This window comes from Chitinophaga sp. ARDCPP14, assembly GCF_051362515.1.
Classification (GTDB): Bacteria; Bacteroidota; Bacteroidia; order Chitinophagales; family Chitinophagaceae; genus Chitinophaga.
The window spans coordinates 83,817-108,977 of record NZ_JBKIXB010000009.1; the positions used below are offsets into that span (position 1 = coordinate 83,817).

Annotated in this window: 22 protein-coding genes, 1 tRNA gene and 1 pseudogene; 11 read left to right on the forward strand and 13 right to left on the reverse strand. The window is 45.7% G+C overall.

The window, feature by feature from the left end; all coding sequences use genetic code 11:
* Window positions 1-17: 17 nt before the first annotated feature.
* The 3 genes from ACLHR0_RS23120 to ACLHR0_RS23130 all read right to left on the reverse strand — a co-directional run bounded on the left by ACLHR0_RS23120 (window position 18) and on the right by ACLHR0_RS23130 (window position 3,155).
* Window positions 18-971 (reverse strand): cytochrome-c peroxidase, encoded by a 954-nt coding sequence (locus ACLHR0_RS23120; protein WP_436489875.1) that lies wholly within the window; start codon window positions 969-971, stop codon window positions 18-20.
* Window positions 972-1,171: 200 nt separating this feature from the next.
* On the reverse strand, window positions 1,172-1,816 hold the full coding sequence (locus ACLHR0_RS23125; RefSeq protein WP_436489877.1) for a YceI family protein: 645 nt from the start codon (window positions 1,814-1,816) through the stop codon (window positions 1,172-1,174).
* An 82-nt stretch (window positions 1,817-1,898) separates the two neighbouring features.
* Window positions 1,899-3,155 (reverse strand): peroxiredoxin family protein, encoded by a 1,257-nt coding sequence (locus tag ACLHR0_RS23130; protein WP_079467529.1) that lies wholly within the window; start codon window positions 3,153-3,155, stop codon window positions 1,899-1,901.
* A 561-nt stretch (window positions 3,156-3,716) separates the two neighbouring features.
* Here ACLHR0_RS23130 and ACLHR0_RS23135 point away from each other — a divergent pair.
* The 5 genes from ACLHR0_RS23135 to ACLHR0_RS23155 all read left to right on the forward strand — a co-directional run bounded on the left by ACLHR0_RS23135 (window position 3,717) and on the right by ACLHR0_RS23155 (window position 8,630).
* On the forward strand, window positions 3,717-5,918 hold the full coding sequence (locus ACLHR0_RS23135; protein ID WP_436489879.1) for a B12-binding domain-containing radical SAM protein: 2,202 nt from the start codon (window positions 3,717-3,719) through the stop codon (window positions 5,916-5,918).
* A 107-nt stretch (window positions 5,919-6,025) separates the two neighbouring features.
* On the forward strand, window positions 6,026-6,574 hold the full coding sequence (locus ACLHR0_RS23140; protein ID WP_429047528.1) for a hypothetical protein: 549 nt from the start codon (window positions 6,026-6,028) through the stop codon (window positions 6,572-6,574).
* 23 nt (window positions 6,575-6,597) lie between these two features.
* Entirely contained in the window at window positions 6,598-7,236 is a 639-nt protein-coding gene (locus ACLHR0_RS23145; RefSeq protein ID WP_429047530.1) for a hypothetical protein, read from the forward strand.
* Window positions 7,206-7,985, forward strand: a complete 780-nt coding sequence (locus tag ACLHR0_RS23150; protein WP_370910250.1) for a sensor histidine kinase — start codon at window positions 7,206-7,208, stop codon at window positions 7,983-7,985. The genes ACLHR0_RS23145 and ACLHR0_RS23150 overlap by 31 nt, the downstream gene beginning before the upstream one ends.
* Window positions 7,986-7,994: 9 nt before the next feature.
* A complete protein-coding gene (locus ACLHR0_RS23155) occupies window positions 7,995-8,630 on the forward strand; it encodes a response regulator (protein ID WP_429047531.1) in 636 nt (211 codons plus the stop codon).
* A gap of 3 nt (window positions 8,631-8,633) precedes the next feature.
* Here the strand turns inward: ACLHR0_RS23155 and ACLHR0_RS23160 are convergent, their stop codons facing one another.
* Window positions 8,634-11,063, reverse strand: a complete 2,430-nt coding sequence (locus ACLHR0_RS23160; protein ID WP_436489882.1) for an ABC transporter permease — start codon at window positions 11,061-11,063, stop codon at window positions 8,634-8,636.
* Between the two features lie 232 nt (window positions 11,064-11,295).
* On the opposite strand from ACLHR0_RS23160, the gene ACLHR0_RS23165 reads away from it, so the two are divergent.
* Window positions 11,296-12,084, forward strand: a complete 789-nt coding sequence (locus ACLHR0_RS23165; RefSeq protein ID WP_429047536.1) for an ABC transporter ATP-binding protein — start codon at window positions 11,296-11,298, stop codon at window positions 12,082-12,084.
* A 47-nt stretch (window positions 12,085-12,131) separates the two neighbouring features.
* A complete protein-coding gene (locus tag ACLHR0_RS23170) occupies window positions 12,132-12,848 on the forward strand; it encodes an ABC transporter permease (protein WP_429047537.1) in 717 nt (238 codons plus the stop codon).
* Between the two features lie 47 nt (window positions 12,849-12,895).
* Here the strand turns inward: ACLHR0_RS23170 and ACLHR0_RS23175 are convergent, their stop codons facing one another.
* Both ACLHR0_RS23175 and ACLHR0_RS23180 read right to left on the reverse strand, forming a co-directional pair.
* Window positions 12,896-14,380 carry an arylsulfatase gene (locus ACLHR0_RS23175; protein WP_436489885.1) on the reverse strand — a complete coding sequence of 495 codons (1,485 nt, stop codon included), beginning with the start codon at window positions 14,378-14,380 and terminating at the stop codon, window positions 12,896-12,898.
* A 60-nt stretch (window positions 14,381-14,440) separates the two neighbouring features.
* Window positions 14,441-15,718: a hemolysin family protein gene (locus ACLHR0_RS23180; RefSeq protein ID WP_436489886.1), complete on the reverse strand. Its 1,278-nt coding sequence runs from the start codon at window positions 15,716-15,718 to the stop codon at window positions 14,441-14,443.
* A 145-nt stretch (window positions 15,719-15,863) separates the two neighbouring features.
* Here ACLHR0_RS23180 and ACLHR0_RS23185 point away from each other — a divergent pair.
* Window positions 15,864-15,947: transfer RNA gene (locus tag ACLHR0_RS23185), tRNA-Leu, on the forward strand.
* Window positions 15,948-16,057: 110 nt separating this feature from the next.
* Here ACLHR0_RS23185 and ACLHR0_RS23190 read toward each other — a convergent pair.
* The 7 genes from ACLHR0_RS23190 to ACLHR0_RS23220 form a co-directional block, all read right to left on the reverse strand.
* Window positions 16,058-17,173, reverse strand: a complete 1,116-nt coding sequence (locus ACLHR0_RS23190; protein ID WP_436489888.1) for a DUF1254 domain-containing protein — start codon at window positions 17,171-17,173, stop codon at window positions 16,058-16,060.
* 41 nt (window positions 17,174-17,214) lie between these two features.
* Window positions 17,215-18,372 (reverse strand): DUF1214 domain-containing protein, encoded by a 1,158-nt coding sequence (locus ACLHR0_RS23195; RefSeq protein ID WP_436489890.1) that lies wholly within the window; start codon window positions 18,370-18,372, stop codon window positions 17,215-17,217.
* A 53-nt stretch (window positions 18,373-18,425) separates the two neighbouring features.
* On the reverse strand, window positions 18,426-18,848 hold the full coding sequence (locus ACLHR0_RS23200; protein WP_436489892.1) for a hypothetical protein: 423 nt from the start codon (window positions 18,846-18,848) through the stop codon (window positions 18,426-18,428).
* Between the two features lie 28 nt (window positions 18,849-18,876).
* On the reverse strand, window positions 18,877-19,239 hold the full coding sequence (locus ACLHR0_RS23205; RefSeq protein WP_436489894.1) for a hypothetical protein: 363 nt from the start codon (window positions 19,237-19,239) through the stop codon (window positions 18,877-18,879).
* A 697-nt stretch (window positions 19,240-19,936) separates the two neighbouring features.
* On the reverse strand, window positions 19,937-20,110 hold the full coding sequence (locus ACLHR0_RS23210) for a hypothetical protein (RefSeq protein WP_436489896.1): 174 nt from the start codon (window positions 20,108-20,110) through the stop codon (window positions 19,937-19,939).
* Between the two features lie 58 nt (window positions 20,111-20,168).
* Window positions 20,169-20,693 (reverse strand): relaxase/mobilization nuclease domain-containing protein, encoded by a 525-nt coding sequence (locus ACLHR0_RS23215; protein ID WP_436489898.1) that lies wholly within the window; start codon window positions 20,691-20,693, stop codon window positions 20,169-20,171.
* 53 nt (window positions 20,694-20,746) lie between these two features.
* Window positions 20,747-21,079 carry a CHC2 zinc finger domain-containing protein gene (locus tag ACLHR0_RS23220; protein ID WP_436489900.1) on the reverse strand — a complete coding sequence of 111 codons (333 nt, stop codon included), beginning with the start codon at window positions 21,077-21,079 and terminating at the stop codon, window positions 20,747-20,749.
* A gap of 502 nt (window positions 21,080-21,581) precedes the next feature.
* On the opposite strand from ACLHR0_RS23220, the gene ACLHR0_RS23225 reads away from it, so the two are divergent.
* From ACLHR0_RS23225 to ACLHR0_RS23235, 3 genes and pseudogenes are all read left to right on the forward strand, one after another.
* A complete protein-coding gene (locus tag ACLHR0_RS23225; protein ID WP_436489902.1) occupies window positions 21,582-23,246 on the forward strand; it encodes an arylsulfatase in 1,665 nt (554 codons plus the stop codon).
* A gap of 639 nt (window positions 23,247-23,885) precedes the next feature.
* Window positions 23,886-24,283, forward strand: a pseudogene (locus tag ACLHR0_RS23230) (DUF1254 domain-containing protein); the annotation flags it as partial.
* A gap of 516 nt (window positions 24,284-24,799) precedes the next feature.
* Complete coding sequence (locus ACLHR0_RS23235; protein ID WP_436490072.1) at window positions 24,800-25,159, forward strand: DUF1214 domain-containing protein; 360 nt, start codon at window positions 24,800-24,802, stop codon at window positions 25,157-25,159.
* Window positions 25,160-25,161: the final 2 nt, after the last annotated feature.

The window sequence follows — 25,161 nt, forward strand, 5'->3', positions numbered from 1 at the left end:
CTGGTTGATTTTTATGGTTAGTGATGTGTTGTTTTAAATCGGTCGTCGGTAAGTGCTACGAGAAAGGCTTCGAGATCTTCCATTTCTTCCTTGCTGAGATTAAGTGGTTTGTTGAGCGACAGATCGCGGTTGATGCCGTCGTGTACAATGTTGTTGGGGGTATTGTAATAGGCAATTACTTCTTTGAGTGTTTTGAACATACCGTTATGCATATATGGAGCGGTAACGGCTACGTTACGTAGTCCCGGCACTTTGAAGAAGCCGCGGTGGGAGCTGTCTTTCGTTGTTTCAAAGCGGCCGGCATCTGTAAGGGTAGTTCCGTTATAAAGACCGATATTTTTGAAGCGATCTGCCGTAAAATCTTCTCCCGAATGACAATTATTGCAATTGGCTTTACCAATAAAAAGAAGGCGCCCGCGTATAGCCGATGGCGTTAGTGCGTTGTTGTCGCCGGCGATGTACCGGTCGTACGGACTGTTGGCGGTTTCCAGGGTACGTTCAAAAGCGGCGATGGCCTGCAGGAGGTTTTTGCTGGTAGGCGGGCTGTTGAACAGCTCCTGGAAATAGCGGCGGTAGCTTTCATTGTCGTTGAGGCGTTGTACGGCTTCTTCGATGGGCAGGCCCATTTCATCCGGGTTGATGATAGGTTGCAGCGCCTGGTCTTCCAGGGAAGCGGCGCGACCATCCCAGAAGAAGTTGGGGCGGCCGGAGAGGTTGGTGATGCCTGGTGTATTTCTTTTGGTGGGCGTATGATGAATGCCCCTGCTGAAAGCGAGGGTATCGGCGAATCCAAATTGTGGGATATGGCAGGAGGCACAGCTGATGGTACGGTCTTTCGACAGCAGCGGATCAAAGAATAGTTTTTCTCCAAGTTGCGCTTTGGTAGGCGGATCAGTGGTGTTGAAACCCGCGCTGATGGCAATGGCGCATAGCATGCCCGGTAAAATGAGCATCATTTTTCTCAGCTTCATGGTGGTAAAAATTATGGATGGCATGAAATGCCTGGCAGCAACTTGGGCGTTGCTAAAAAGTAATTGGTCGATTAATAAAAAAGGTGTTGCTGTAAGGAGGCTGTAAAAAGAGAAATGGTTATTGGCATTCCCGGGAGCATGGGCGGGAGTGCCCGTGCTCCCCAGGAATTATATAATGGGGTAGTATAAACAAGAACGAATTATTTGGCAGCGGCTACCAGGGTTACATCCAGGTCAAAGTCGTCGTAAATGGCTTTGTCGCCGATGCCTTCAAAGAAGCTTTTGGAACCGTATTTAATATTGTATTTGGTACGATCCACTTTGATAGCAGCTTTGGCGGTGAGTTTGTTGCCTGCCACCGTTACCGTTGCGGGGAAGGTAACCGGGTTGGTGATTCCTTTGATGGTTAGGTTGCCGGTTACTTCGTAGTTACCGCCGCCTTTGGAAGTGACGCTGGTAGTAGCAAAAGTGGCTGCCGGGAATTTTTCCACGGCGAAGAAATCTTCGCTTTTCAGGTGACCCAGTAATTTAGCGTTGCCGCCGGCATCTTTGATATCGGTTACCGCGATGCTGCGGGTATCCAGTGAGAAGCTGCCACCTTTCAGTACATTGCTTTCTACTTCCAGTTTGCCGTCGGCAATATTGATGGTACCCTCATGTTGCCCGGTTACTTTTTTACCTGTCCAGCTTAACTTGCTTTCTTTAATGTCTACCTGGAAAACCGTTGCTTTCCTGGCGGCAGCAGCTTTGGTTGGTTTTTCTCCTTTGTTGACAGTAGCAGGTGTGGTGAAAGACATCAGGAAGACAGCTCCTCCAATAAAGAATAATGATGCTAATCGTTGCATATGTGTTGTGTGTTTAAATTAGGTGCAATTTAAGGGTGACGGGCGGATTAGCGTTTACGAGATCCGGAAATTAATGTTAAAATTACTTTTCAGCGATTAAAGCATCCAGGTCCTGGTTCCATTTTGCCACGTAGTCCTTGTAATACTGACCTGTAACCTCGCCGGTATAGCCGGTATGTATTTGCCGTACTTCGCCCTTGCGGTCTATTATAATAGTGGTGGGGAAGGCCATCATGCGGTTGAGCGCTGGCAGCTTCTCTGATGCCACTTTCTTATCAGCAATGCCACCAAAAAGAATATCATATTGTATGTTGTATTTTTCTTTTAATTTCCCCAGGGTATACTTTGCATACTCCAGGTCATCTTTTTGTTCAAAGCCGATGGCGATTGCTTCCACGCCGCGGTCTTTGTTTTTATTGTACCACGGTGAAAGGAAGGAGGTCTGATCGGTGCAGTTAGGGCACCAGGTACCGATGATTTCCACGATCACTACTTTTCCTTTGTATTTGTCGTCGCTCAGGGAAACGTTGTTGCCATTGAGGTCTGGCAGGGTGAAGTCCAGTTTTTTATAACCTTCTTTCAGGAAAGTAAGTTTGTAAGGGTCTGGTAATTCGGCGGCGGCATTTTTTTCTCCATCGAATTTGATGTTATTGTAGATGCCTAAGCTGATTTCCCCGGTAAGGGATTTATCATCGTTCACTTTTCCTTTGATGTAGATGGGACTGGGGCCGGTGAAGCCGGACAGTTCAAATTCATCGCCATGAACGGTGCCTTCGAGTTCGCGGCTGTCGCCCACTACAGACATCACAACACCGGTGAGTTTGTTGCCGTTTTGTTTCAGTAAGCCGATGCGGTTAGGGGTGGGTTCCTTACTGTAAATTTTAAGGTCCCATTTACCGCTGATATCGTAGGTAGGAGCGGCTTCCGTACCAGGTTCCGCGAAGCGGTAGGTTTGTCCGTGTTCCGCGGTGAACGGCAGGGCATTGCCACGGAAGTTAGGCACCAGGCTGCGGTATTCACCGGTGATCTTACCATCTGATTCAATCTTCGCTACGAGTGCGGCGTCATAGGTATTCATCTTTATAAATAAAGAGTCGTTGCCAATGCGCTGCACGTGGAAGTCGTCGCGGCGGGAACCGTTGATCAGCGTGAAAACGGCGTGCTCGGGGTCTTTCCCTTTCAGTTCAAAGTTAAAGGGTACCTGTGATTCGCTGAGGGTGAACACGCCTCTCCAGATGCCTTGTTTTACGAATGGTTTTTTAGGGGCAGCGAACGAGCTGTTGCCGAATAATCCTGCCACCATCAGGCCGGTTAGAAATAGGTGCTTATGCGTTTTCATGTTTGTATATTATTGGTTGAACAATGCAAGACGTTGCCGGTCCTGGTGGGGCGACGAGGTATGCTACAAATAAAACTGGTGGTGGAGTACTGATGGAGTGGTGGCTTTATCAGTGGTGGTGAAACAAAGATAAAGGGGTCTTTTATTATTTCCAAATAAAAGTCTATAAATTTTGTAGACTATTAGCGCGGATTTTGTCTTGACTCAGGATTACGCTGATTTTACTGATTAATTTGATTTTGTTTTTTGGGATTTTACAAGGGATTTTGGGAGATTGAAGCGAGTTTTGTCTTTCTCAGGATTACGCTGATTTTACTGATTATAAGGATTTTGTTTTTTGGGATTTTATAAAGGATTTTAGAAGATATAAATTGGCTTCATTGATCTGATCCTTTTAATTTAAAAAATCCAAAAGACATAAACGAAAATATCCGCTTTTATCTCCCAAAATCCTTTATAAATCCTAAAAGTAAAATCAAATTAATCAGTAAAATCAGCGTAATCCTGAGAAAGACAAAGTCCGCGCAAAAAGAGCTAGATTTGCGGTTTAAATAACCGGACTTGAGGAATACTGTTTTTTTAATAACACCACCATTTACCCAGCTGAACACGCCTTACCCGGCCACTGCTTATCTGAAAGGGTTTCTGAATACAAAGAATATTACTTCCTTCCAGTCGGATCTGGGTATTGAGGTAACGCTCCGTTTATTTTCAAAACAGGGTTTGGAGCAGTTGTTTGCGCATATTGCTGCAGCCCCGCCGGTGGCGGCCTCAGAGAATATTGCGCGGATGCTGGTGCTGCAGGACGATTATATACAGACCATCGACGCCGTTATTTTATTTTTACAGGGAAAGAATCCTACGCTGGCACATCTTATCTGTAAGCGGGATTACCTGCCGGAAGCGTCGCGGTTTGCGCAGCTGGATGACCTTAACTGGGCTTTCGGCTCTATGGGTACACAGGATAAAGCGAAACACCTGGCCACTATGTACCTGGAAGATCTCTCGGATCTGATCATGGAATGTGTGGATCCGCATTTTGGTTTCAGTCGCTATGCCGAACGCCTGAGCCGCTCTGCCAACAGCTTTGATGAACTATACGCCGCTTTGCAGGCGGAATATACTTATATAGACAGTATCCTGACCGATCTCCTGGCGTTGCATATGCAACAGGTACAACCCGCGATGGTAGCGATTTCTGTACCTTTTCCAGGTAACCTGTATGCCGCATTACGCTGCGGACAGTGGATCAAACAACATTACCCGGCGGTAAAAATAGCGATGGGAGGAGGGTTTCCTAACACCGAGCTGCGCTCGCTGGCAGACGCCCGTGTATTTGAATTCGTGGACTTTATTACGCTCGACGATGGCGAAGCACCGATAGAAAATTTGCTGCTGTTCCTGGAAGGAAAGAAAACGGCAGAAGAGCTGAAGCGTACTTTCCTGCTTACGGAAGAGAAAGTAACTTATGTGAACAGCAAGGCTACACACGATTATAAACAAGCCCAGCTGGGTACGCCGGACTACAGCAACCTGTTGCTGGATAAATACATTTCCGCTATTGAAGTGGTAAACCCGATGCACAGCCTCTGGAGCGACGGGCGCTGGAATAAGCTCACCATGGCGCATGGCTGCTATTGGGGTAAATGTACGTTCTGTGATATTTCTCTTGATTATATAAAGATATACGAACCCATTACCGCTTCGCTGCTATGCGACCGGATGGAAGCTATCATTGCGCAAACCGGGCAAAATGGGTTTCATTTTGTGGATGAAGCCGCACCTCCCGCGCTGATGCGCGCGCTGGCGCTGGAAATCATCCGGCGCAAGCTCACTGTTAGCTGGTGGACGAACATCCGTTTTGAGAAGAGCTTTACCCGTGATCTCTGCCTGTTGCTTAAAGCATCTGGATGTATTGCCGTTTCCGGCGGATTGGAAGTAGCTTCCGACCGTTTGCTGGGGCTGATCCAGAAAGGGATTACCGTGGCCCAGGTGGCGCGTGTAAACCGGCATTTCACAGAAGCGGGCATTATGGTGCATGCGTACCTGATGTACGGGTTCCCTACGCAAACAGCGCAGGAAACCATTGACGCGCTGGAAATGGTACGGCAGATGTTCCAGGCAGGGATACTGCAATCGGCCTTCTGGCACCAGTTTACAATGACGGCTCACAGCCCGGTAGGACTGGAGCCTGCAAAGTTCGGCGTACAAAAAGAAACAGAAGAGATTGGCCCCTTTGCCAATAATGATATCCTGCATATTGATCCTACCGGTACGGACCATGAGACATTCAGCTATGGATTGAAAAAGTCGCTGCTGAACTTTATGCACGGCGCCTGCCTGGATTACCCGTTGTCCAAATGGTTCGACTTCAAAGTGCCGAAAACCACGGTGCATCCCGATTTCATCACTACCGCGCTGATGGAGGAGGAAGCGGGCACGGTTAAACCTACTTCTAAAGTAGTATACCTGGGCAAACAGCCGGCGATGGAAATAATTACCAAGTCAAAGAAAGGGAGTACCTGGGAAATGTCTTCCTTAACTTTCCAGGGCAAAAAAGAGAAGGTAAATATCAGCGTGCAACCTCCCCAGGGGGCATGGCTCACGGAAATGCTGCAACAGCTGGCCGTGACTAACGCTAAAACATATACGCTGCAGGAGGTGAAAGACAGCTATGAAGCGGCAGGGCTGGATGATTTTGAATTGTTTTGGGATAATAAGCCGGTGAATACCCTTCACAAGCTGGGTTTGCTGAGGTTGTAAATAAGGACCGCTGCAGGTGGAAAGCAGTATTTTACATTACCGGGGATTTTCCCGGTATCAGTCATGAGCAAAAAGTCAAATATTTGTTTCCACTAAACTGACCTAACATGAGTGATCAAATGTCCCTTGCAGGCTATGGCTGTAATGACCAGGGCTACCTGAATCCTATCACCGAACAGCTGGACTACCGGATGCCCTTTACAGAGGACCAGGCCGTGACCTATGGAATGCCTATTACTGTTGCGGCATATTTTGGTATGCTGAATAACTTCTACAAATTTCTGATTGCTAACCCGGGGCTGATTCCTTTATTCCAGGGATCTTACTCTGTGGATTTCAGTAAAGCCTCTCTTTTACGCATCCTCAGTCAGGAAGGTTGCGAATACGTACGTTTTCATTTTGCCATCCCCGAGCCTAACGAGAAGCTGAGCCTGGTAGCCGAGGGATTAATTTTCGACAGAAGCCAGGTAGGCTATGCGCAGTTGTTGCAGAAAGCAACGGACAACAACATGGTGCATGCCGGCGGTGATCCGAAAATAGAGGAAAGGGGCAATGGAACACCGGTTCCTTTCCCGCCGTTAAAACATTTATTTGAATTACTGAAAGGACATGGATCACCGTTAGCTACGGCAGACCTGGACCAGATATTTGGTTAACCCGATTAAAACTTTTTGTGCCGATGAACGGTTGGGTGTACGCATATTATGCTTTATTGATAGCCTGTTTTATTATCAGCTTATTTCACCTGGAACACAGGGAAGTAAAGTTACTGTGCGTATTGCTCGCAGTATCTATTGTTACGGAGATAATAGTAGAATTGATCGGCACAGAAGGTTTAGGTTTTTTTATAGTGTATCATTTTTTTGTGGTGCTGGAATATAGTCTGATTACAATTATTCTCCGATCGGGGATCAGGGATTACCGCTGGCGCTTACTGATGGGTATTTCCATTTTTGTGTTTTGCATGGTGTCCCTTTTCTACAGCTTTGTATTGGGCGGGTGGCGTGCCTTTCCGGGTATCAACATCACCATAGAAAGCTTCCTGGTTATTTGCTGGTGCCTTTTATCCTTTTTTTCAATAACCCCGGATAGTGAAGCGTCTATATTCCGGCACCCTGTTTTTTGGTTAACCCTTGCTTTCTTTATTTATTTCGCGGCTTCCGTGAGTGTAAATGCCTTTTATAACCTGTTGCTGGAAAACGATACTACCAGGGCCAGGCATTTTTTCGCGGTGTTGAACTCATTATCCAATTACCTGTTGTATATTATGCTGATAAAAGGCGTCGTATGCTTCCGGTCAAACAGGATCTCTTTGTAGCTGTGATTTTTATTTCGTTGCTGGTTACCATCATGGGACTGGTGGTAGTGGCAGCGGTAATAAGTTATAAGAAGAAGCAGGATGCATATTTACATCAGCTTAAGTTAATGAAAGAAGATTACGACAAACAATTAATGTGGTCCCAGATTGAAATGCAGGAAGAAGCCTTTGCCCACCTCGGGCAGGAACTGCATGACGATATCGGCCAGCTGCTGAGCAGTACCAAGCTCCTGATCAATGTAACCCAACGGAGCATGAAGGAAATCCCGGATACCCTGCAAATTGCGGAAGATACCCTGAGTACCGCCATTCAGCATCTGCGGGCGCTTTCCAAATCCTTTAGCCGTCAGTGGCTCGACCAGTTCAGCCTGATAGAAAACCTGAAAGCAGAAGTGGACAGGATCAATTCCAGCAGGGCTATCACCATAAAGTTTACCCATGAACTAACGGTGCTGCCATTACAGGCAGAACCCCAGATCATCCTGTTCAGGATCATCCAGGAAGCGATCCAGAACTGTATAAAACATGCCCGTCCGCAGGTAATTGATATCAGTATCAGAACCGCGGGCCAGCAATTGATCCTCATTATCGCAGATGATGGTTCCGGCTTTGATAAAGCAGGGATGTCGTCTATCGGGATGGGCATCCGGAATATGCAGCACCGCACCAGTTTACTTGGAGGCGAAATCCGCTGGGAGGTAACCACCGCCGGCGGTACCGCCGTATTGATAACATTACCCCTTGAATAATTTTTGTTTATGAAGATCAACATAGGTATTGCAGATGACCACCAGCTGTTCCTGAAATCACTTAGTTTACTGGTGAGTGGTTTCACCGGCTTTCATATTGTAGCGGAAGCCATGAATGGCCGGGAGATGCTGGATAAGCTGGCGCAACTGCCTGTACTGCCGGATATCCTGCTGCTGGATGTAAATATGCCGGTGATGGATGGCGCCAGGGCTACCGAGGCGGTGCTGAAATTGTATCCCACGGTAAAAGTAGTAGCGTTGTCGATGAAAGACAATGACGCCACGATCATAGAAATGCTGAAGGCTGGTTGCTGTGCCTATCTCCTGAAAGATATCCATCCCACAGAACTGGAAAAAGCACTAACGGAAATTTATACCACTGGTCAGTATAACAACGATGCTTCCAATGTTAACTACCGCCGGTTGCTGTTGCAGTCCGAACAAAAGCAAACGCTTACAGAGCGGGAACGGGAGTTCCTTCACCTGGCGTGCAGTGATCTTACCTATAAAGCTATTGCCGTTAAAATGAACGTTACAGAAAGAACCGTGGATGGTTACCGCGAAATCCTGTTTAATAAGTTGAACGTGCAAAGCCGTACCGGTATGGTATTGGAAGCTTTGCGCAGGCAACTGGTTTCTTTGTAGGGCTTAGTTTTCCCGCAGGTTTTTTACGGGATTAGACAGGGCCGCTTTCAGCGCTTTGTAACCTACGGTGATCCATGCCATCATCAGCGACAGTATAATGGCGGCCGCAAATACGCCCACGCCAATGGCGGTATGATAATAGAACCCGGATAGCCAGCCTTGCATAAAGAAATATCCCAGCGGTGCAGCAATTACAAAGGCGATACCTATCAGCAGCATAAATTCTTTAGAGAAAAGGAAGAGGATATTGTTAACCGATGCGCCCAGCACTTTACGGATGCCCACTTCCCTTGTACGGTTGGTGACCATGAAAGAAACCAGTCCGTATAAACCCAGGCAGGAAATAAATATCGCAATGCCTGCAAATAACTGGAACAGCTTTGACGTAATAACATCTGCCGCATAAAAATCCCTGATCCGCTCATCTAAAAAGAAAAGGTCATACAGGTAAGTAGGGTAGATGCCGGTAAAGGTTTGCTGCACCGATTTCAGCGTGGCGCTTACCTTTCCGGGATCCATCCGCACAGCTACATATTCATAAGCTGCTGCCTGGGAGCCAATGAACATGGGCACAATGGCTTCATGCAGGGATTTGCTGTTGAAGTCGTTCACCACACCTACCACGGGATAACTTTTATGATCAATGGTGATCGTCTTCCCGAGAATATTTTCGGGAGAGGATAAACCCAGTTTTTTTACGGTGGTTTCGTTCACAGTAATTTCATGCAGCGTATCGCTGGGGTAGGGAAGCCGGCCTGCTTTCAGTTTGATGTCGAAGGTCTTGTAGAAGTCGGCGTCTGCTGCTTTGGCGCCTATTTTAAAGGGTTGTCCTTCGGGATTAGTATCAAAGTGGAAATTCTGCATAAATATCCAGTAAGTGGTGGGAGCATCTGCACAGAAGCTAACATTTGTAACGCCCGGCAGTGCAGCCAGACTGGCTTTCAGATAATTGTATTTTAATTTTAAAGTACTGTCGCTGGGCAGGTTGATCATTACAACAGCATCTTTGTTAAAGCCCATCGACTGGTGTCTTACATAATCCATTTGCTTCAGTACCACCAGTGTTCCTATGACCAGCAGCTGGGCAACTACAAACTGGAATACGACCAGGCCGCGGCGAAGCGACACGCCCCCGGTTGATTTAATACTGATTTTGCTTTTAAGCGCTGTTACCGGGTTAAAACCGGAAACGATCATGCCCGGGTAGAAACCAGATAAAAGTGTTACCACAATGCCGCAGGCCAGGATGGCGGCCCATACACGTGGCGTTGCAAGTAACGACAATGGCAGCTGCCGGTCGATCAGGTTGCCCGCATAAGGCAGTGCCACGATGGTAATAACGATGGCTACAGCGATGGAAAGCAACGTAATGACACCTGTTTCCGACAGGAATTGTGAAAACAGCTGCAGGCGGTTACTGCCAAGTACCTTTCTCACGCCTATTTCCTTCGCCCTGTTTACAGACAAGGCAGTGGCCAGGTTAATAAAGTTGATACAGGCTACTATCAGGAGGAAAATGCCGATGAGCGTAAGCGCCCACAATTCCCTGGTACTCAGCGTTGCATTGGTGAAATTGGGATAGCGCTTATCCAGGTGCATGGCAGTCAGCGGCTGCAATTTTAGCTGGGGCAACCGCGTATTATGAGGCTTGTAATACCGTTTGGCAAAGGCGGGCAGGCCCGCTGTGATGGCCGCGGCATTATCCGGTTTTTTCAGCAGCACAAAACATTGCCCATAGCCACCGGGTACAGCGTCCCATTGTGCACCCGCAGTAAAATCTTCCGGCACCAGTTTTTTCAGGGTGCTGTAAGATACACCCACTTGTACGGGGAGATCTGTATTTGCAGGAAGGTCTTTGAATACGCCGGTTACCTGCAATGGCACCCTGAAGGACCACATCTGGATAGTGCGCCCGATGGCGGCATGGATGTCCCCGAAATAGGCCCTTGCCACTTTTTCTGAAATGACCGCTGTATTCGGGGCTGATAAGCCATCCGCGTTACCGGCCAGCCAGGAATAATCAAAGATGCTGTAGAAACCAGGAGAGGTATAGAAGATGCCATTTTGTTTGAAACGCTTTTCATCAGTGGTGCCGGGGGCAGGAACGTACATCTGCGCTCCCCCCTGGAAAGAAATGAGCCCGGCTTTTTCCACGCCGGAAAAATCGGTTTTTATTTTTTCCGGGAGCTCCCAGTTCACCGTACTCAGTTGCTCTATCACTTCTCCGTTACTGCGGTTCATCACGTCGGTGGTAACACGATAAATCCTGTTGGTGTTGGTATGATAGGTGTCGAAGCTGCGTTCATAACTGATGACCAGGAAAATGATCAATGCAGCGGCGATGCCGGCAGACAGGCCTGCTATATTCAGGATGGTGAAAGTTTTCTTCCGGGTGATGCTGCGAAAGGCTGTTTTCAGGTAGCTGTTTATCATAGTGGTTATGCCACTGCAAAAAGCAGGTCAGAAATGTAAGGTACTCAGATTCAATGTTTTTAATCATGCTTTATTGTCCGGTTCTGAACAACTGATTTCAATTCCGGACAATTGGCTTTCACCGTTTTATCTCCACTGTTTACCGCCTTTCCGGTGGCATTCACCGGTTTAGCCGCGGTGATCAATCTGGTTGTTGTATTTTCGGCTGTACGTTTAAACTAAATGTGATCAGATGATCAATCAACAACAGGCCGCTGCTCCCGTTTTGGCTGTGAACCAGCTGAACGTGCAGTATGGCGCTTTCCAGGCAGTGAAGGATGTTTCCTTTGAGGTGCATGCCGGTGAAATTTTCGGTTTGCTGGGCCCCAATGGCGCCGGCAAAACCAGTACGCTCAGCGCTATTGAGGGCCTGCTGCATCCTGCTTCCGGCAGCGTTACCGTAGCAGGTTTTGATATCAGGGAGAAGCCACTGCATGCCCGTGCCAATATGGGCGTACAATTACAGGCTACCAGTTTTCAGCCCGAGCTGACCATCTCTGAAATCATCCGGTTGTTTGCCAGTATTTACGGGGTAAACTTAAAGGATGATGCCGTGAAGCAAAAGCTGGCGGAGATCAATCTTGAAACCTCAGCAGGAAAGAAGATATCGCAGCTTTCGGGCGGACAGCAGCAACGCGTATCGCTGGTCATTTCCACTATTCATAACCCGCAGCTGGTATTGCTGGATGAACCCACTACGGGGCTGGATCCGCAGTCGCGGCGCCAGTTATGGGAAAGGATGGAGTACTTCCGTGACAACGGTCATGCGGTATTACTCACCACCCATTCCATGGAAGAAGCGGAAGCGGTATGCGACCGTATTGCGATCATTGACCATGGCCGCATTATCGCCATAGATACGCCGGAGGCGCTGATCGCGCAGCACCGGGATGATCCGGCAGTGCTGGGCGTAGTGAGGAAGGGGAAAGTTACTTTGGAAGATGTGTTTATTGGTTTAACCGGAACGGCTGTCCGTTCCTGATCAAATTACTACGGATGGAAACAAGTGTACCAAAAAATAGGACGGTAATGACTGCTTTGTTGCGGGCCGATTTTACAACGCTGTGGCGCAACCGCCGGTCGTTCGGACTGGTGTTGCTGGTGTCGCTCGTTATTTTAGTGTCCTGGAAGGGGCTGGTGGATAAACTGGGCGGTGTGTTTGTGCTGTCGTCCTGTATTACGATCGGGCTGACCAGTATCGGGTTAATGGGGTATTCCAATAGCATTGCCCGCGACCGCGACAGGGGCGTGTTTCAGCGTTTGAGAGTAGGCCCTGTATCGGCATGGACGATTATGATGAGCCGCCTGATTGTACAAATAGCGATGATTTTGCTGATGACGATCCTTGTTTTTGTGGTGGGTTATTTTGTGGATCATATTTATGTTTCGCCGGTGGGTTACATCGCCGGTTTGCTGATGGCGATGGTAGGAGGTTTAGTGTACCTGGGGATGGGGCAGGCCATTGTGGGACTCATCAAAAATCCCGATACGGTTAACTCTACTACCCGTCTTGTTTACTTTATATTTATTATGATCGGCATGTTCGGCGAGTTTGGCGTGCTGGGTAAGAAGATAGCATTACTGGTGATCTGGTCGCCGTATGGTGTGGTAAGGAAAGTACTGGCGGCGAGCCTTGATCCTGCCAGCTGGAGTATAGATACCACCTGGGCATTACTGGCGTCTGCAGCTTATACTATTGTATTTGTGGTGTTGGGGGTGAAGTGGTTTAAGTGGGAAAACAAGTAGTGAATCGCCGGTATGTTCAACCAAGTTGAACATACCGGTGGTGTTTTTTATTTCGTTTTGTTTGTTTTTGGGTTGATGAATTCCCATTCATTGATATGTGCGTTTCGGTGTTCTTTTTTTACGATGTCGTTGAATACCGGCAGCATGGCAGTATGTGCTGCCGCCACATCGTGCGCTTCTGCTTTATCGGTACTGAGGTCGTACAGTTCCCAGGGTGCGGCGGGATTTTTCTTCAGGCCGTTTTTAATGGCTTTCCATTTTCCCATGCGGATAGCGATGGCGCCGCCTTTTTCGGGATATTCAAAATAGAGATATTTTCTTTCTGCTTGTTGGGCATGTTTGCCCGTCATTTCCGGCAGCAGTGAAATGCCATCGTTTGGTGGGGCGGGAATGCGGGCAATGGCGGCTAAGGTGGCCATCAGGTCGTACTGAACGGCCGGCAGCTCCGATGTTTTCCCTGCCGGTATTTTCCCTGGCCAGCGGGCTATGAAAGGTTCGCGGATACCACCTTCGTAAAGGTCCATTTTAAGCCCTTTCAGCCCCCCGGTGCTATTAAAGAAGGCTGCGTCCACGCCGCCGTTAAAAGTGGTGCCATTATCGCTGGAAAACATGATGATGGTATTATCGTCCAACCCAAGACTGGCAATTAAGTTCATAATAATGCCCACCTGTGAATCCAGGTAAGTGATCATGGCCGCGTAGGCCGACAGCGGGTATTTCTGCGGGCTGTAGCCCTGCTGGCCGTAGTAGGGCTTTTCATTGAACTGCCCGAGGTATGGCTGTAGGGCGCTGTCGGGCACCTGTAATGACACATGTGGTATCGTGTAGGGGAGATAGAGAAAGAAGGGACGCTGTTGATTTTTCCTGATAAACTGCGTGGCCTTTTTTGTCATTTCATCTATGGCATAATCTTTCCCTTTATAATATTCAAAATCGGCATCGGTAGCAGTGGCGGGCGACAGTGACTTGTGCACATCAATGAAAGTATTCCTGAGACTGTCGGCTTTGCCGTTTTCCCAGAGGTGAGTAGGATAGAAGCTGTGGGATTGTTTCTGGTCGAGGTACCCATAGAAGTAATCGAATCCCTGGCGGTTAGGATCGCCGGTGCTGTATTGCATGCCCAGTCCCCATTTACCAACAGCGCCGGTAGTGTAGCCGGCTTTCTGAAGCATGGTACCGATGGTAACGGTACCTTCCGGCAGCGGCATTTGTCCGCCTTCCAGTGAATCGGCGAAGCCGCCCATTTCATAATTCCCGCGGATATACGAGTGCCCGCCATGGCGGCCGGTAAGCAGCATACAGCGTGCAGGCGCGCACACGGGTGTGCTGGTATAAAACTGGTTAAAGTGGATGCCTTCTGCGGAGAGGCGGTCGAGGTGTGGTGTTTTTATTTTCTGTTGCCCGTAAGGGCCTGTTTCTGCATAACCAAGGTCATCTGCATAAATAAAAATAATATTTGGCTTTCGTGTTTGCGCAGTGGAAATAAGGCCCTGCAAGACCAGTAGTCCAAGCAGGCATGTTTTTCTTACCATACCATCAGATTGTTTGTGTCAAGATAGACATGTTATGGTAGATAAACTATAGTAAAAGCATTATTGCGCAAGCGTTTGCGTACGGATGATCACTTCATCGATGCGGTGGTGATCCATTTTTTTTATTTCGAAGGTCACCTGGTTGAGCATTACTTTTTCGCCCGGAGCGGGGATATGTTTTAGTTTATCGATGAGCAGGCCGGCGATGGTAATATCTTCTTTTTCATATTCCCGCAGCCATTCAAAGTTCAGTGTTTCGCGGATATAGTTTAAACGTGTATAGCCGTAGGTAAGCCAGCTTTTGTCGTCCTGCTGTACGAGGTAGCGCTCTGTGGCGTTGAATCCCGGCAGGCTGCCGCCGAGTAAGCCTGAAACGATATCATGATACGAGATTATTCCTTCGCAGGCGCCGTACTCGTTGATCACTACGCCCACATTCGTGTTTTCGCGGCGCAGCTGCTGGAAGATATCGTATACGGCCTGGTTTACCGACAGGAAAGAAACGGAGGAGAGCAGTGCTTCCAGCGGCTTATCGGGATACAGCAGGAATTCCTTCGCCCCTAATGCGCCCAGCACTTCCTTTTTATCGCTGACTACGGGGAAGGTGCGGTGTATACTGCGTTTAATCGTGTCCGTTATTACCTCCCTGTTCATTTGATTATTGATGTAGGTGATCATGCTGGCCGGTGTCATGATGTTTTCCGCTGTGAGGTCGTATGCGGAGAACAGGTTTTTGTGCAGGGTGAATTCCCCTTTATCTATCAGTCCCTGTTTGTATGCGGCAGTGAGCATGCTTCGCAGGTCGTTTTCCGTTAATTTTTCTTCGCGGATGGTGTTTACGGAAAAGAGACCGAGAATGAACTTGGTGCTGGCGGTAAGGAGTTTAATAAAGGGATAGGTAATTTTTGAAAAGATGATCATGGATGGAGTGATCAGGTAAGATACTTTTTCAGGGTTCAGCAGGGCGAGGGTTTTGGGGATGAGCTCACCAATAACGATGGTGAGGTAGGTGATGCTGCCTACGCCAACGATCAGCGCTACGAGGTGTGCCATGCTTTCATGCAGGCCCCAGGAAACAAATACCGGTTCCAGCCACGCAGCCATGAGATCGCCTCCGTATAACCCTTCCAGTATGCCTACCAGCGTGATGCCTACCTGCACTGCGCTGAGGAATTCATCCGGATCTTTAATGAGGTTTAGTACGTTGAGGGCTTTTTTATTGCCGTTGTCCGCCTGTTGCTGGAGGAGGGGTTTGTCGACAGAAATTAAACCAATCTCCGCAATGGAGAAGTAAAAGTTGAGCGCAATAAGTACGAGTATGATGATGATAGAAGTCATAGTTAGTTAAACAACGGGGGGGAGTTATTTGTTTACCGGGCTGGTTTTCAGGGGAGTTGTGGCGGTTGACTGAAAAAAAATCCCAGTGAAATTTTGGAAAAATAAAATGGCTGCTTATATTTGCAGCCCTGACACAATATCAGTTGCCCAGATGGCGAAATTGGTAGACGCACTGTGTTCAGGTCGCAGCGCCTGCAAGGGTGTGCTGGTTCGAATCCAGTTCTGGGCACTAAAAGTGGACAAATCGAGATTGATCTTGGTTTGTCCACTTTTTATTTTCGGGAAGGTCTGCGTCCAGCGCGTATATTATTCCTGCGCTAATTTAAATTATCGTCATTATTATTTGAGTTCGGGCAGCTTATATTTACCATCTAATATAGATTTTCCAGGCATATAAATACGTGTACATGTCCAGAATGGCTCTGTAGGAATAATGAGTTCATTGCTATGTTTTCCTTTACCAAATTCCTCCTTTGGTACAAAGTACAGATCAAAGGTTTTGCCATCGGCGTTTAATTTTATTTCACTGTTACTGATCGTTGATCCTTCGTCTGTCTTCAGGTATTGATCATCACCGTATATGGTGACCGAGTAAAATCCCAATTTGGGGTCTGCGAGTTCCGGTACATTAAAGGTAGCTTTGTATGTTTTACCTTTTTGCGCTTCATGTTTCGCCGTAAGATAAACAGCATCTTTGTCAGGTAATAGTCCAGTGGCTATGGCTACACCTCTGTTTCTCGCTTCCAGGGAAACCGGATTGTCTGTTGTGCCCATAGTACCCTTTACACCTTCCTTCTGTGCCAGTTCCACGTAATGATTACGGACTTTATTAAACTCGTCCATATTCCAATTGGTTACCTTGAAGCTCCTTGGTTTATAATTATTCAGGAATTCTATTTTTAACTGGTCCTGGTAATCATTTACCTTCTTTATATCTGCAGGGTCTTTTGGATTAACCTGCATTCTTACATTTGCATAGAAAAAGTCACTGCTTTTGGAAGCTGGTATAACATATCTGCCGGGTCCATAAAGCACTTTATAAGTTGTATGGTCATGATTCATGACATGAAGCGACATATATCTGCCGTCATTCTGCGGAAGTGTAATTGCTACATCGCCTTTACCATCAAGAATAGCAAATGAATACTCCGTATCCCGGTTCATAAGTGGAGCCGGTTGTTCATCCAGTGGCATTGGTTTACGGTGATGGTTCCAGGCATTATTGGCTCCTTGTTCAAATTCTTTCTGCATTGCCAGGTCTGTCATGGCAAAAGCAAAATTATCTTTAGTAACGCTCACTGTGCTATCACTGTTTGCTACCGCCGCCCCAGTGCTATCAGTATTTGTGTTTTTTGTCGATGAGTTGCAACCCACCAGCATAATGGCTGCCCCGCTTATAAAAGCAAAGGTGAACTTTTTCAGTATAGTTATTTTTTGTTGACTAACGCTGCTCATGGTTAAAGATTTTATTTTGGAAAGTGTATTATTAAAGGATGTCATTTTACTTTCAAAACCCGGTGATTTTTTACAAAGTCCTCTTTGTAAGCAATCATAGAAGGTACTGATGTTGGAAGATAACACCTGAACAGTGCGTTCCAGTTTTTAGGTACCTTGATATTGTTAATATCGGAATCGGAACCATTAAAGTTGAGTGTAATAGTTCCATCCGGATTAGGCTTTGCTTTTGCACTGTTTGTGTTGAATGGGTCCGTTACCACCCAGCCTTGTTCATCATATATGGTGATTGACCAATATCCAGCACGACCATATTGCAGATCAGGTTTCTTAAATGTCACGCTACTATGTTCAGCGTTCTTTGCTCCTTCATCTCCAGGTACTACCACAAAATAGTAGGCATGCTTAGCGGGAAGTCCGCCCCAGCCTGCCAGATTTATCATCTGATACTGAGGTGTGAGTGTATCCTTGATATTGTCTACGAATCCTTTTTCAATAACGCCCTCACTAATGGCTCTATGAATAAGTTCATTCCGGAGTTTATTAAAAGAACTTACATCATATTTAACAGCCGACACGTAAGGATTGGAAGCTCCGGCTGTAACGACAATGGCATCCTGTCGCTTTCTCATTTCTTCCATTCCTTTTTCATCATAGGAACGTGGTTGCGTTCTCATAAATAAATAGACATGATCACCGTATGACAGGTCTTTTTTCCCAATAGTGAGCGTTTGCCCAGGATAGCATACACCAACCGTTACATGGTTTTCATCAATCACCTGAACAATCTGGTAAAGGTCGTATTGGGGGTTTGTAATGGTAATTCCACCACTGGCGTCGTAAACTGCGTATGAATAGATAAGGTCAAAATTGGAACGGATGATGGTCTGATTTTTCAGATCAATACCGTTTCTTTCATGTCTGAATTTATTCGGGCCGGCTTCTATGGTTTCCGCGGCTAAATATTTTGCAGTTTCTGCCCGGACCATGTTATCCATAGTAACTATCTCACCACCATTATCGGTAAACGCCGGATTCTCTGCCGATGCTTCCCCATTTTTACCAACGCCTGTACTCACTTTTGTAGACTGTGCGACACCGACAGCATCAGCATTTTCATTTTTGGTTTTTTGGGTTTCCGCACATGAATAGAAGAGAATTATGGATGAGCAGATCAGGAAGATGTTTATTTTTTTCATCTTTTTAAAATTTTAAGTATAAACCTGAAAATGTTTATTTAAGGTTGTTACCACTATTTGCCAGCCATGAATTGTAAGTTAATTCCTGTAAACACCTGAAACTGTGGCTGCACGCCATATACCAGCATCGAATATTGTGGTTCTACAAATAAATTAAATACCGTCCCTCCGAGCTTTACAACTTTTCCGATGCCCAATGCCAACGGTACAGAATATGCTTCATTCTTAAAATCAAAAGCCCATATAGGCGCACCACGTAAATAAGTACCTTTTCCCAATTGCCAGAAGTAAAATGGTTGCAATGCCGCCAGGCTTGTTGATGTTCTGTCGGCCTGTCCGGCAAAGGAAGCCTGCCAGGTAATAAGTCCTCCAAACTGAAAAATAGGTGATTTGGCAATAAAGGCGACAAGTGCAAAGCCACCTTGCCATTTGCCAGCGCCCAATGGTTGCGTTGTAGCACTGGGGGTAGTCACCATTGGCCCGATGCCAACGGTGGCAGTAGGTTTAGAAATAAAATTGTAAGAAACGAAAGCATTTTACATCTCCTAATCCATTTGAAGTGGTATTGGTCACTGTGCCATTATACGTTTGCTGTATGGACATGGTGCTCAGTGGAGCGGAGGCACGTAGCAATAATTTCCCCTTTGCAAATGGTTTGGCGAACCTGATCCAACCGGTGTTCATGTAGGAGCCGCTTTCTGCATTACTCAGTTTAGCAACATAGTAGTCATGGAAGTTTAAAGCCGTCATGTTCGCAAGCGGGTTATTGGCTTGTGCGGCAGACTGCTCGTTGTCCTGTGCATTGCTTTTATTCACCGACAGTGCAACTGCAATAATAGTCGTTAACAGAATTGCCAGAATCTTCATTATAGGTGTGTTTGTTATCATTCGCCGCCAGGTTGTTTGAAACTCATAAAGTGTGTATGATATAATCACACCCCAGAGACTGATAACAGATATCTTGAGCATAAATAATAAGGTTTGGTTATAGCAATACTTATCCCTATTTATGTGTTTGGATTACACAGAAATCACATCTGAAAATCAGTACCAGTATATTCGATATTAGTTTATTATACATATATCCGATATTACATATAAATACAAACTAAAATTCAATACCGATAACCCAGTTTTGATTTTTGCTAATTACAGTTTGGGAGAATCTCCCGATAGTGAGAGTAAATGATATAACAGTATATAAAGCGGTATTGTTCTGGAAAGAGGTTTTTAAAATATAATTTACTCGTTTCTAAACCTCATCCGGCGAGAAAAACATAATGCTTATTTCACATGAATTGTGGATGCCTATTTACTTTAATCGACTCGTTTCTTAATGACGCATTCCTCTATTTTTTGGATCGCTTCTTCTTTTGCATTTGTTTAAATCCCTCCGCGGTTAGCTCATAAGGTAAATAATTAGGAGTATATTCTGATTGTAAAAGCAGCTCTAATAAGCTACTCAATTCCTGTATTGCGGGGACAATCGGCGAATGTGCTATTCGTGTTGTTTGCTGGGTTAGCTGAAGCATTTTCCACGTAGGCGTAAGCTTTCAGTGGTCTCTTACATTTTCCAGGATGTTATTTTTTGCTCTGCCTGTTTTGCTGTCAATTCCGGTCTTATATTTAAAATCCTTTCTATTTTCGCTAATGAAAACCCAACCTCACTGCCTTTTATTTTTACTTTTTTATCATCAATAAAAGCTATTCCCCGACCTTTAATTACCTTATACTTCAACACCTGCATTTTTTGCTCAAACTCTGAATTCTATTGGGGTGACAGAAAGGCTCGGGGCTTAAACTTCCTTTAATTTGTATTGTTTTTCCAGTCTCCGGCAGAGAGTAGCCATTCTCTTAAAGCTGTTGCTATCGTTGGCTGTTTTTCCATTATAGCCTACCTGGTTGGCGACAATATGTATGTGTTGTTCGTTTGTATCCTTGTGCAATACACAAATGTATTGGTTGTCTGCTACCCCGAATTCATTGGCACATTCCCTACCTACCTCTGCTAATTGATTTCTGGAAAGAGTTTCACCGGGAGCCAGGCGAAGTGATAAGTGTAACACGGGGATCTCTACCCGTTTGCTCAATTTAGCAACATCTTTAAAGTCTTTTGTCAGTTCATACTTGTTCCCAAAGCACTTATTATAAAACAATACTTCTGCCCGATCCTTATGCCGAAGGCTGTCTTTTTGGGAAAGTTGCCGCTTCTGTTCTTCGGATAATTTGCTTAAACCGGTACGTTCAATCAGGTTTAATTCTTCCCTGCTGTTACGTTTTCTGGCGATCTGGTTGAGGTTTGCTGCCATGTGGTTTAGCATGGCAGTGAAGTTTAAAACCTCCCATATCTTTATCCAGGAAAAGATGCACTTGTTTATATTGCTCCATCCACAATAACAATTTTGCTTCGGGTTGTATCTTTTTTTTCATCAGCGATGAAAGCCGGGTGCTGGTTATTGGTAGGGGAAGGCGGGTGAAAAGAAAGAATCAGGTCAGATGGTTGGTTGGATAGGCGGCATAGCAGATCTGCAATACTGCACTTAAAGTACAGAGTCCCGAAATCCACCAGATTGCCACCTTTAGCGATTCCGTGGTCATACCATACATTTATTTGCCTGTTGACTTTGAAGGATGGCGTTTTTTCTTCCCGCAGCGGGGACAGATACCAATAATCTTGGTTTCTTATTATTTGGGGCAAGTGGCCCAATAAAGCCAGATAGTCAACGAGATCAATCTGTTTTGCTTCTGCCGTCCGGCATTGGATGCAGAATTACTGAACAATATGCGAGTTCTCGTGTTATCTATTAAATACCCTTCGCATCAAATAGCATTCATCAGGTTTTAATATTGGCCGCCATGTTTATGCATCCAAGGCATGTACTGGCGCCAAATTATATAATGCAAAAAGCACCCTCATGAAAATGTTATTTAGCGGCAGGCTGTTTCTACTAGCACTTGTAACTTATAGCCTCCATCCCCACCCGGCGTAAAGGTCTCTAATTCCTATTAGCTAAATACTACTTCTTTTTCCCACCAAGTGCAGCAACTGCCGAAAAGTTCTGGCGCAATAGAAGCTGGCTATCTGAGGCATTCTTACTATTAACAATGACAGGATGTTCGTCGTATAAGAAAGGCAACCGGAAGATTAATGAGCGGTTCATGATTAGGCGTTGCCCAACAAACGACGTAAAATCTGTTAAATACATTCTATGATGAAAAAAATATCCGGAATAAAAATGAAACTCTACGGTAAAATGGCCGTCACAGGAGTTTGGTTAGCTGTAGGTGTGGTCATTCCGCCGACGGCTAAAGCGCAAACCGTTAACAAACCAAACATTCTGGTGATTTTTGGAGATGATATCGGGCAAACCAATATTAGCGCATACACGCACGGTTTAGTGGGATATGAAACTCCTAATATCGACCGGGTAGCTAAAGAAGGAATTATGTTTAACGACTATTATGCCGAAAACAGTTGTACGGCCGGGCGCTCTACCTTCATTACGGGGCAAAGCTGCTATCGTACCGGACTGTCTAAGGTAGGCATGCCTGGTGTAGATATAGGCTTGCAAGCCCGTGACATCACCATTGCACAGGCGCTCAAGCCGCTCGGGTACGCTACCGGACAATTCGGTAAGAACCACTTGGGTGACTTGAATAAGTATCTGCCAACGGTACATGGCTTCGACGAATTCTTTGGCAATTTGTATCACCTGAATGCAGAAGAAGAACCTGAGGATCCCACTTATCCTTACCAGGATAGCGCATTTGCAAGATCGTATATGGTAAGGGGAGTGTTAAAATGTAAAGCAACAAACGTAGATGACCCGACAGTCGACCCGCGCTTTGGAAAAGTTGGCAAACAAAAAATTGAAGACTCGGGACCTCTGACTAAAAAGCGGATGGAAACGATAGATGACGAGACTTTTGCAGCAGCCATCGATTTTATCAAGCGGCAAAATGCGGCCGGAAAACCCTTCTTCTGCTGGATGAATGCAACGCGTATGCACGCCTTTACGCATGTTCGTGCGTCGATGATCGGACAGAGCGGTATGCCTGGCAATGAATATGCTGATGGCATGTTGGAGCATGACGCTGATGTAGGTTTGATATTGAAAGCACTGGATGATCTGGGTATCACGGACAATACAATTGTTATCTATACTACTGATAATGGCCCCAATATGTTCAGTTGGCCGGATGCTGCAATGTCTCCATTCAGAAGTGAAAAAGATGCTAACTGGGAAGGTGCTTTCCGGGTGCCTGCATTTATCCGTTGGCCCGGCCACATTGCCGCCGGTAAAATATCTAATGAAATTATGTCAGGTTTGGATTGGTTCCCAACTATATTAGCCGCTGCAGGAGACACTACCATAAAAGAAAAATTGTTAACCGGATATCAATCACAGGGCACCAATTTCAAAGTGCATTTGGATGGCTTCAACCAGTTGCCATACCTGACAGGAAAACAAAAAAAATCGGCAAGAACCGAATTCTATTATTTTAATGATGACGCAGTTCTTGTATCGATGAGAATGAACGATTGGAAAATTGTCTTTCAGGAACAAAGAATGCCAGGTGGTTTTGCTATTTGGGCAAATCCATTCACACCGCTCCGCGTTCCCAAATTATTCCATTTACGAATGGACCCCTACGAGAGAGCCGATATTACTTCTTTTGTGTACGAAAAATGGTGGGCGACGAAAATGTTCATTGTGGCAGAAGGCATTCAAAAAGGAGCCATATTTTTGCAATCATTCGTCACTTATCCGCCAAGTCAAGATCCGGCGAGTTTCTCGATTGATGCCATAAGTGGAAGAGTAAAAGATCAAATTAAAATGCTTCGCGCACAACAAAACGCAATAAGGAAATGATTTTTTTGAGACTATAACGTATTATGTCAAATGTCGTTTTTATACGCTTTTACCCGTTTTTTCACACTATTAGCGACACGTACTTGACATGCGAAAATTATCTTCTTTTTCCTCAGCCGCCAGCCAGTCCTGCGTTTTGGCAGAATGGCAATAAGGCTGTTGTGTACGAAAGAAAAATCCTTTTCCTATTTTCACCAGCATCAAATTACATATGTTTCTTGTGACGGAAGGGGGGGCAATACGGACGAATCTGGCGGGGATGAGGATAGTTGCACGATCGATAAACATTTAACCCTGGTTTTTGTTGTTAATGATATCACTTTCTTTTCCTTGCATAAACAAATTAAGTTGAATGATTTTAATAATTCATAACTAATTATGTTTATGCGATTTATTTTTCCTCTCAGATCGGCTTATATTTTTCTGTTGCTAATTCTGTCAATACTCCGGAGCATAGCGAAAAAAGCCCTCTATCCGTTTTTTACAGCGCTGCTTTTTGCAAATTGCACACAAAATAAGCACACAGAAACCAATCATACTCCAGCCGATAGCAGTGCAGTTGAAACAGCAACTTTTACACCGGCTAATGTAGATGAACGGGCATTATACAGTCGCGGTTTTAATGCAGTTGTGTGGGGCATGCCGGCGGTAAATTTTGAATTGTTTATAGAAGCGCTTAATAAAGCAAAAGGTGATTATAACCAGGTGGTTTATTGGTCGGGGCTTGCGACTTCAAAAAACCAGACACTCACTCCTAACCCGGATGTGATTTATGTGAACCCATTTTATGACACGCGAAAGGGGCCGGTAGTATTGGAAATTCCCGCGGCGGCAGGGGTATCTTCTATAACAGGTAGTTTAGATGATTCTGGCAAACAGCTATTGAAGACGTAGGGCCGGCGGGTGTTGATAAAGGGAAAGGTGGTAAATATCTCATTCTGCCGCCGGATTATAAAGACAAAATTCCGGCAGGATATATTCCAATGCCTTCATCCACTTACGTTGGCTATGCGATACTTCGCTCTAATCTTGCAACCGGAAACAAAGAAGATCTCGCAAGGGCAATTGAATATGGTAAAAGCGTAAAAATCTATCCTTACGCACAAGCTGCCAATCCGCCGCAAACAACATTTGTCGACTTACTGAATGTTGATTTTAACACTACCATACCTTACGATACTCATTTCTTTGAATTGCTTAATCAGTTTGTACAACGGGAACCCTGGTTAACGCGCGACAAAGCAATGATTGATCCCCTCAAATCCATTGGTATTGAAAAAGGAAAAACATTTAACCCGGATACACGTACCAAAGAAATTCTTACAGCTGCCATAACAGATGCGAAACAATGGATCAATAAAAAATACCAGGGAGTATTTACACCGCCTTTTTATGAAGGTACGCACTGGGCACTCCCTGCTTCTCCTACAGTTGTAAAAGAAATAATGAGCAACTATGCGGATGCCAATGAATATCCGATAGATAGTCGTGCTACAGTCTTTTCAATGGCATATTTCAGTGCAAAACATTTAGGTACGGGGCAATATTATTTAATGACAATCAGCGACAATAAAGGCCAGCCCTTGGATGGCTCCAGATTGTATCGTTTGCATTTGCCTGCCAAAGTTCCGGTAAAACTGTATTGGTCGGTAACAGCCTATGATGGCAATACACATGCATTAATTCCCGGCATGGCATATTCCAGTCGCGCATCCACTACGCCGGGGCTTCAGAAAAACAGTGATGGTTCGGTTGATGTTTACTTCGGGGCAAAAGCGCCTGCCGGCAAAGAAAGTAATTGGGTACCGACACAACAAGGAAAACCATTTGAATTATTAGCACGTTTTTATGGCCCTGAAAAAGCATTCTTTGATAAAGTGTGGAAGATGGGAGATGTGGAAGAAGTGGAATAGGC

Bases quoted from the DNA above. Each gene is read 5' to 3' on its own strand.
- ACLHR0_RS23175 (WP_436489885.1), bottom strand. From the start codon at position 14,380: ATGGTAAGAAAAACATGCCTGCTTGGACTACTGGTCTTGCAGGGCCTT.
- ACLHR0_RS23215 (WP_436489898.1), bottom strand. From the start codon at position 20,693: ATGCTAAACCACATGGCAGCAAACCTCAACCAGATCGCCAGAAAACGT.
- ACLHR0_RS23120 (WP_436489875.1), bottom strand. From the start codon at position 971: ATGAAGCTGAGAAAAATGATGCTCATTTTACCGGGCATGCTATGCGCC.
- ACLHR0_RS23130 (WP_079467529.1), bottom strand. From the start codon at position 3,155: ATGAAAACGCATAAGCACCTATTTCTAACCGGCCTGATGGTGGCAGGA.
- ACLHR0_RS23145 (WP_429047530.1), top strand. From the start codon at position 6,598: ATGAACGGTTGGGTGTACGCATATTATGCTTTATTGATAGCCTGTTTT.
- ACLHR0_RS23165 (WP_429047536.1), top strand. From the start codon at position 11,296: ATGATCAATCAACAACAGGCCGCTGCTCCCGTTTTGGCTGTGAACCAG.
- ACLHR0_RS23200 (WP_436489892.1), bottom strand. From the start codon at position 18,848: ATGGTGACTACCCCCAGTGCTACAACGCAACCATTGGGCGCTGGCAAA.
- ACLHR0_RS23155 (WP_429047531.1), top strand. From the start codon at position 7,995: ATGAAGATCAACATAGGTATTGCAGATGACCACCAGCTGTTCCTGAAA.
- ACLHR0_RS23235 (WP_436490072.1), top strand. From the start codon at position 24,800: ATGACAATCAGCGACAATAAAGGCCAGCCCTTGGATGGCTCCAGATTG.
- ACLHR0_RS23170 (WP_429047537.1), top strand. From the start codon at position 12,132: ATGACTGCTTTGTTGCGGGCCGATTTTACAACGCTGTGGCGCAACCGC.
- ACLHR0_RS23225 (WP_436489902.1), top strand. From the start codon at position 21,582: ATGATGAAAAAAATATCCGGAATAAAAATGAAACTCTACGGTAAAATG.
- ACLHR0_RS23205 (WP_436489894.1), bottom strand. From the start codon at position 19,239: ATGAAGATTCTGGCAATTCTGTTAACGACTATTATTGCAGTTGCACTG.
- ACLHR0_RS23150 (WP_370910250.1), top strand. From the start codon at position 7,206: ATGCTTCCGGTCAAACAGGATCTCTTTGTAGCTGTGATTTTTATTTCG.
- ACLHR0_RS23140 (WP_429047528.1), top strand. From the start codon at position 6,026: ATGAGTGATCAAATGTCCCTTGCAGGCTATGGCTGTAATGACCAGGGC.
- ACLHR0_RS23195 (WP_436489890.1), bottom strand. From the start codon at position 18,372: ATGAAAAAAATAAACATCTTCCTGATCTGCTCATCCATAATTCTCTTC.
- ACLHR0_RS23160 (WP_436489882.1), bottom strand. From the start codon at position 11,063: ATGATAAACAGCTACCTGAAAACAGCCTTTCGCAGCATCACCCGGAAG.
- ACLHR0_RS23125 (WP_436489877.1), bottom strand. From the start codon at position 1,816: ATGCAACGATTAGCATCATTATTCTTTATTGGAGGAGCTGTCTTCCTG.
- ACLHR0_RS23180 (WP_436489886.1), bottom strand. From the start codon at position 15,718: ATGACTTCTATCATCATCATACTCGTACTTATTGCGCTCAACTTTTAC.
- ACLHR0_RS23190 (WP_436489888.1), bottom strand. From the start codon at position 17,173: ATGAGCAGCGTTAGTCAACAAAAAATAACTATACTGAAAAAGTTCACC.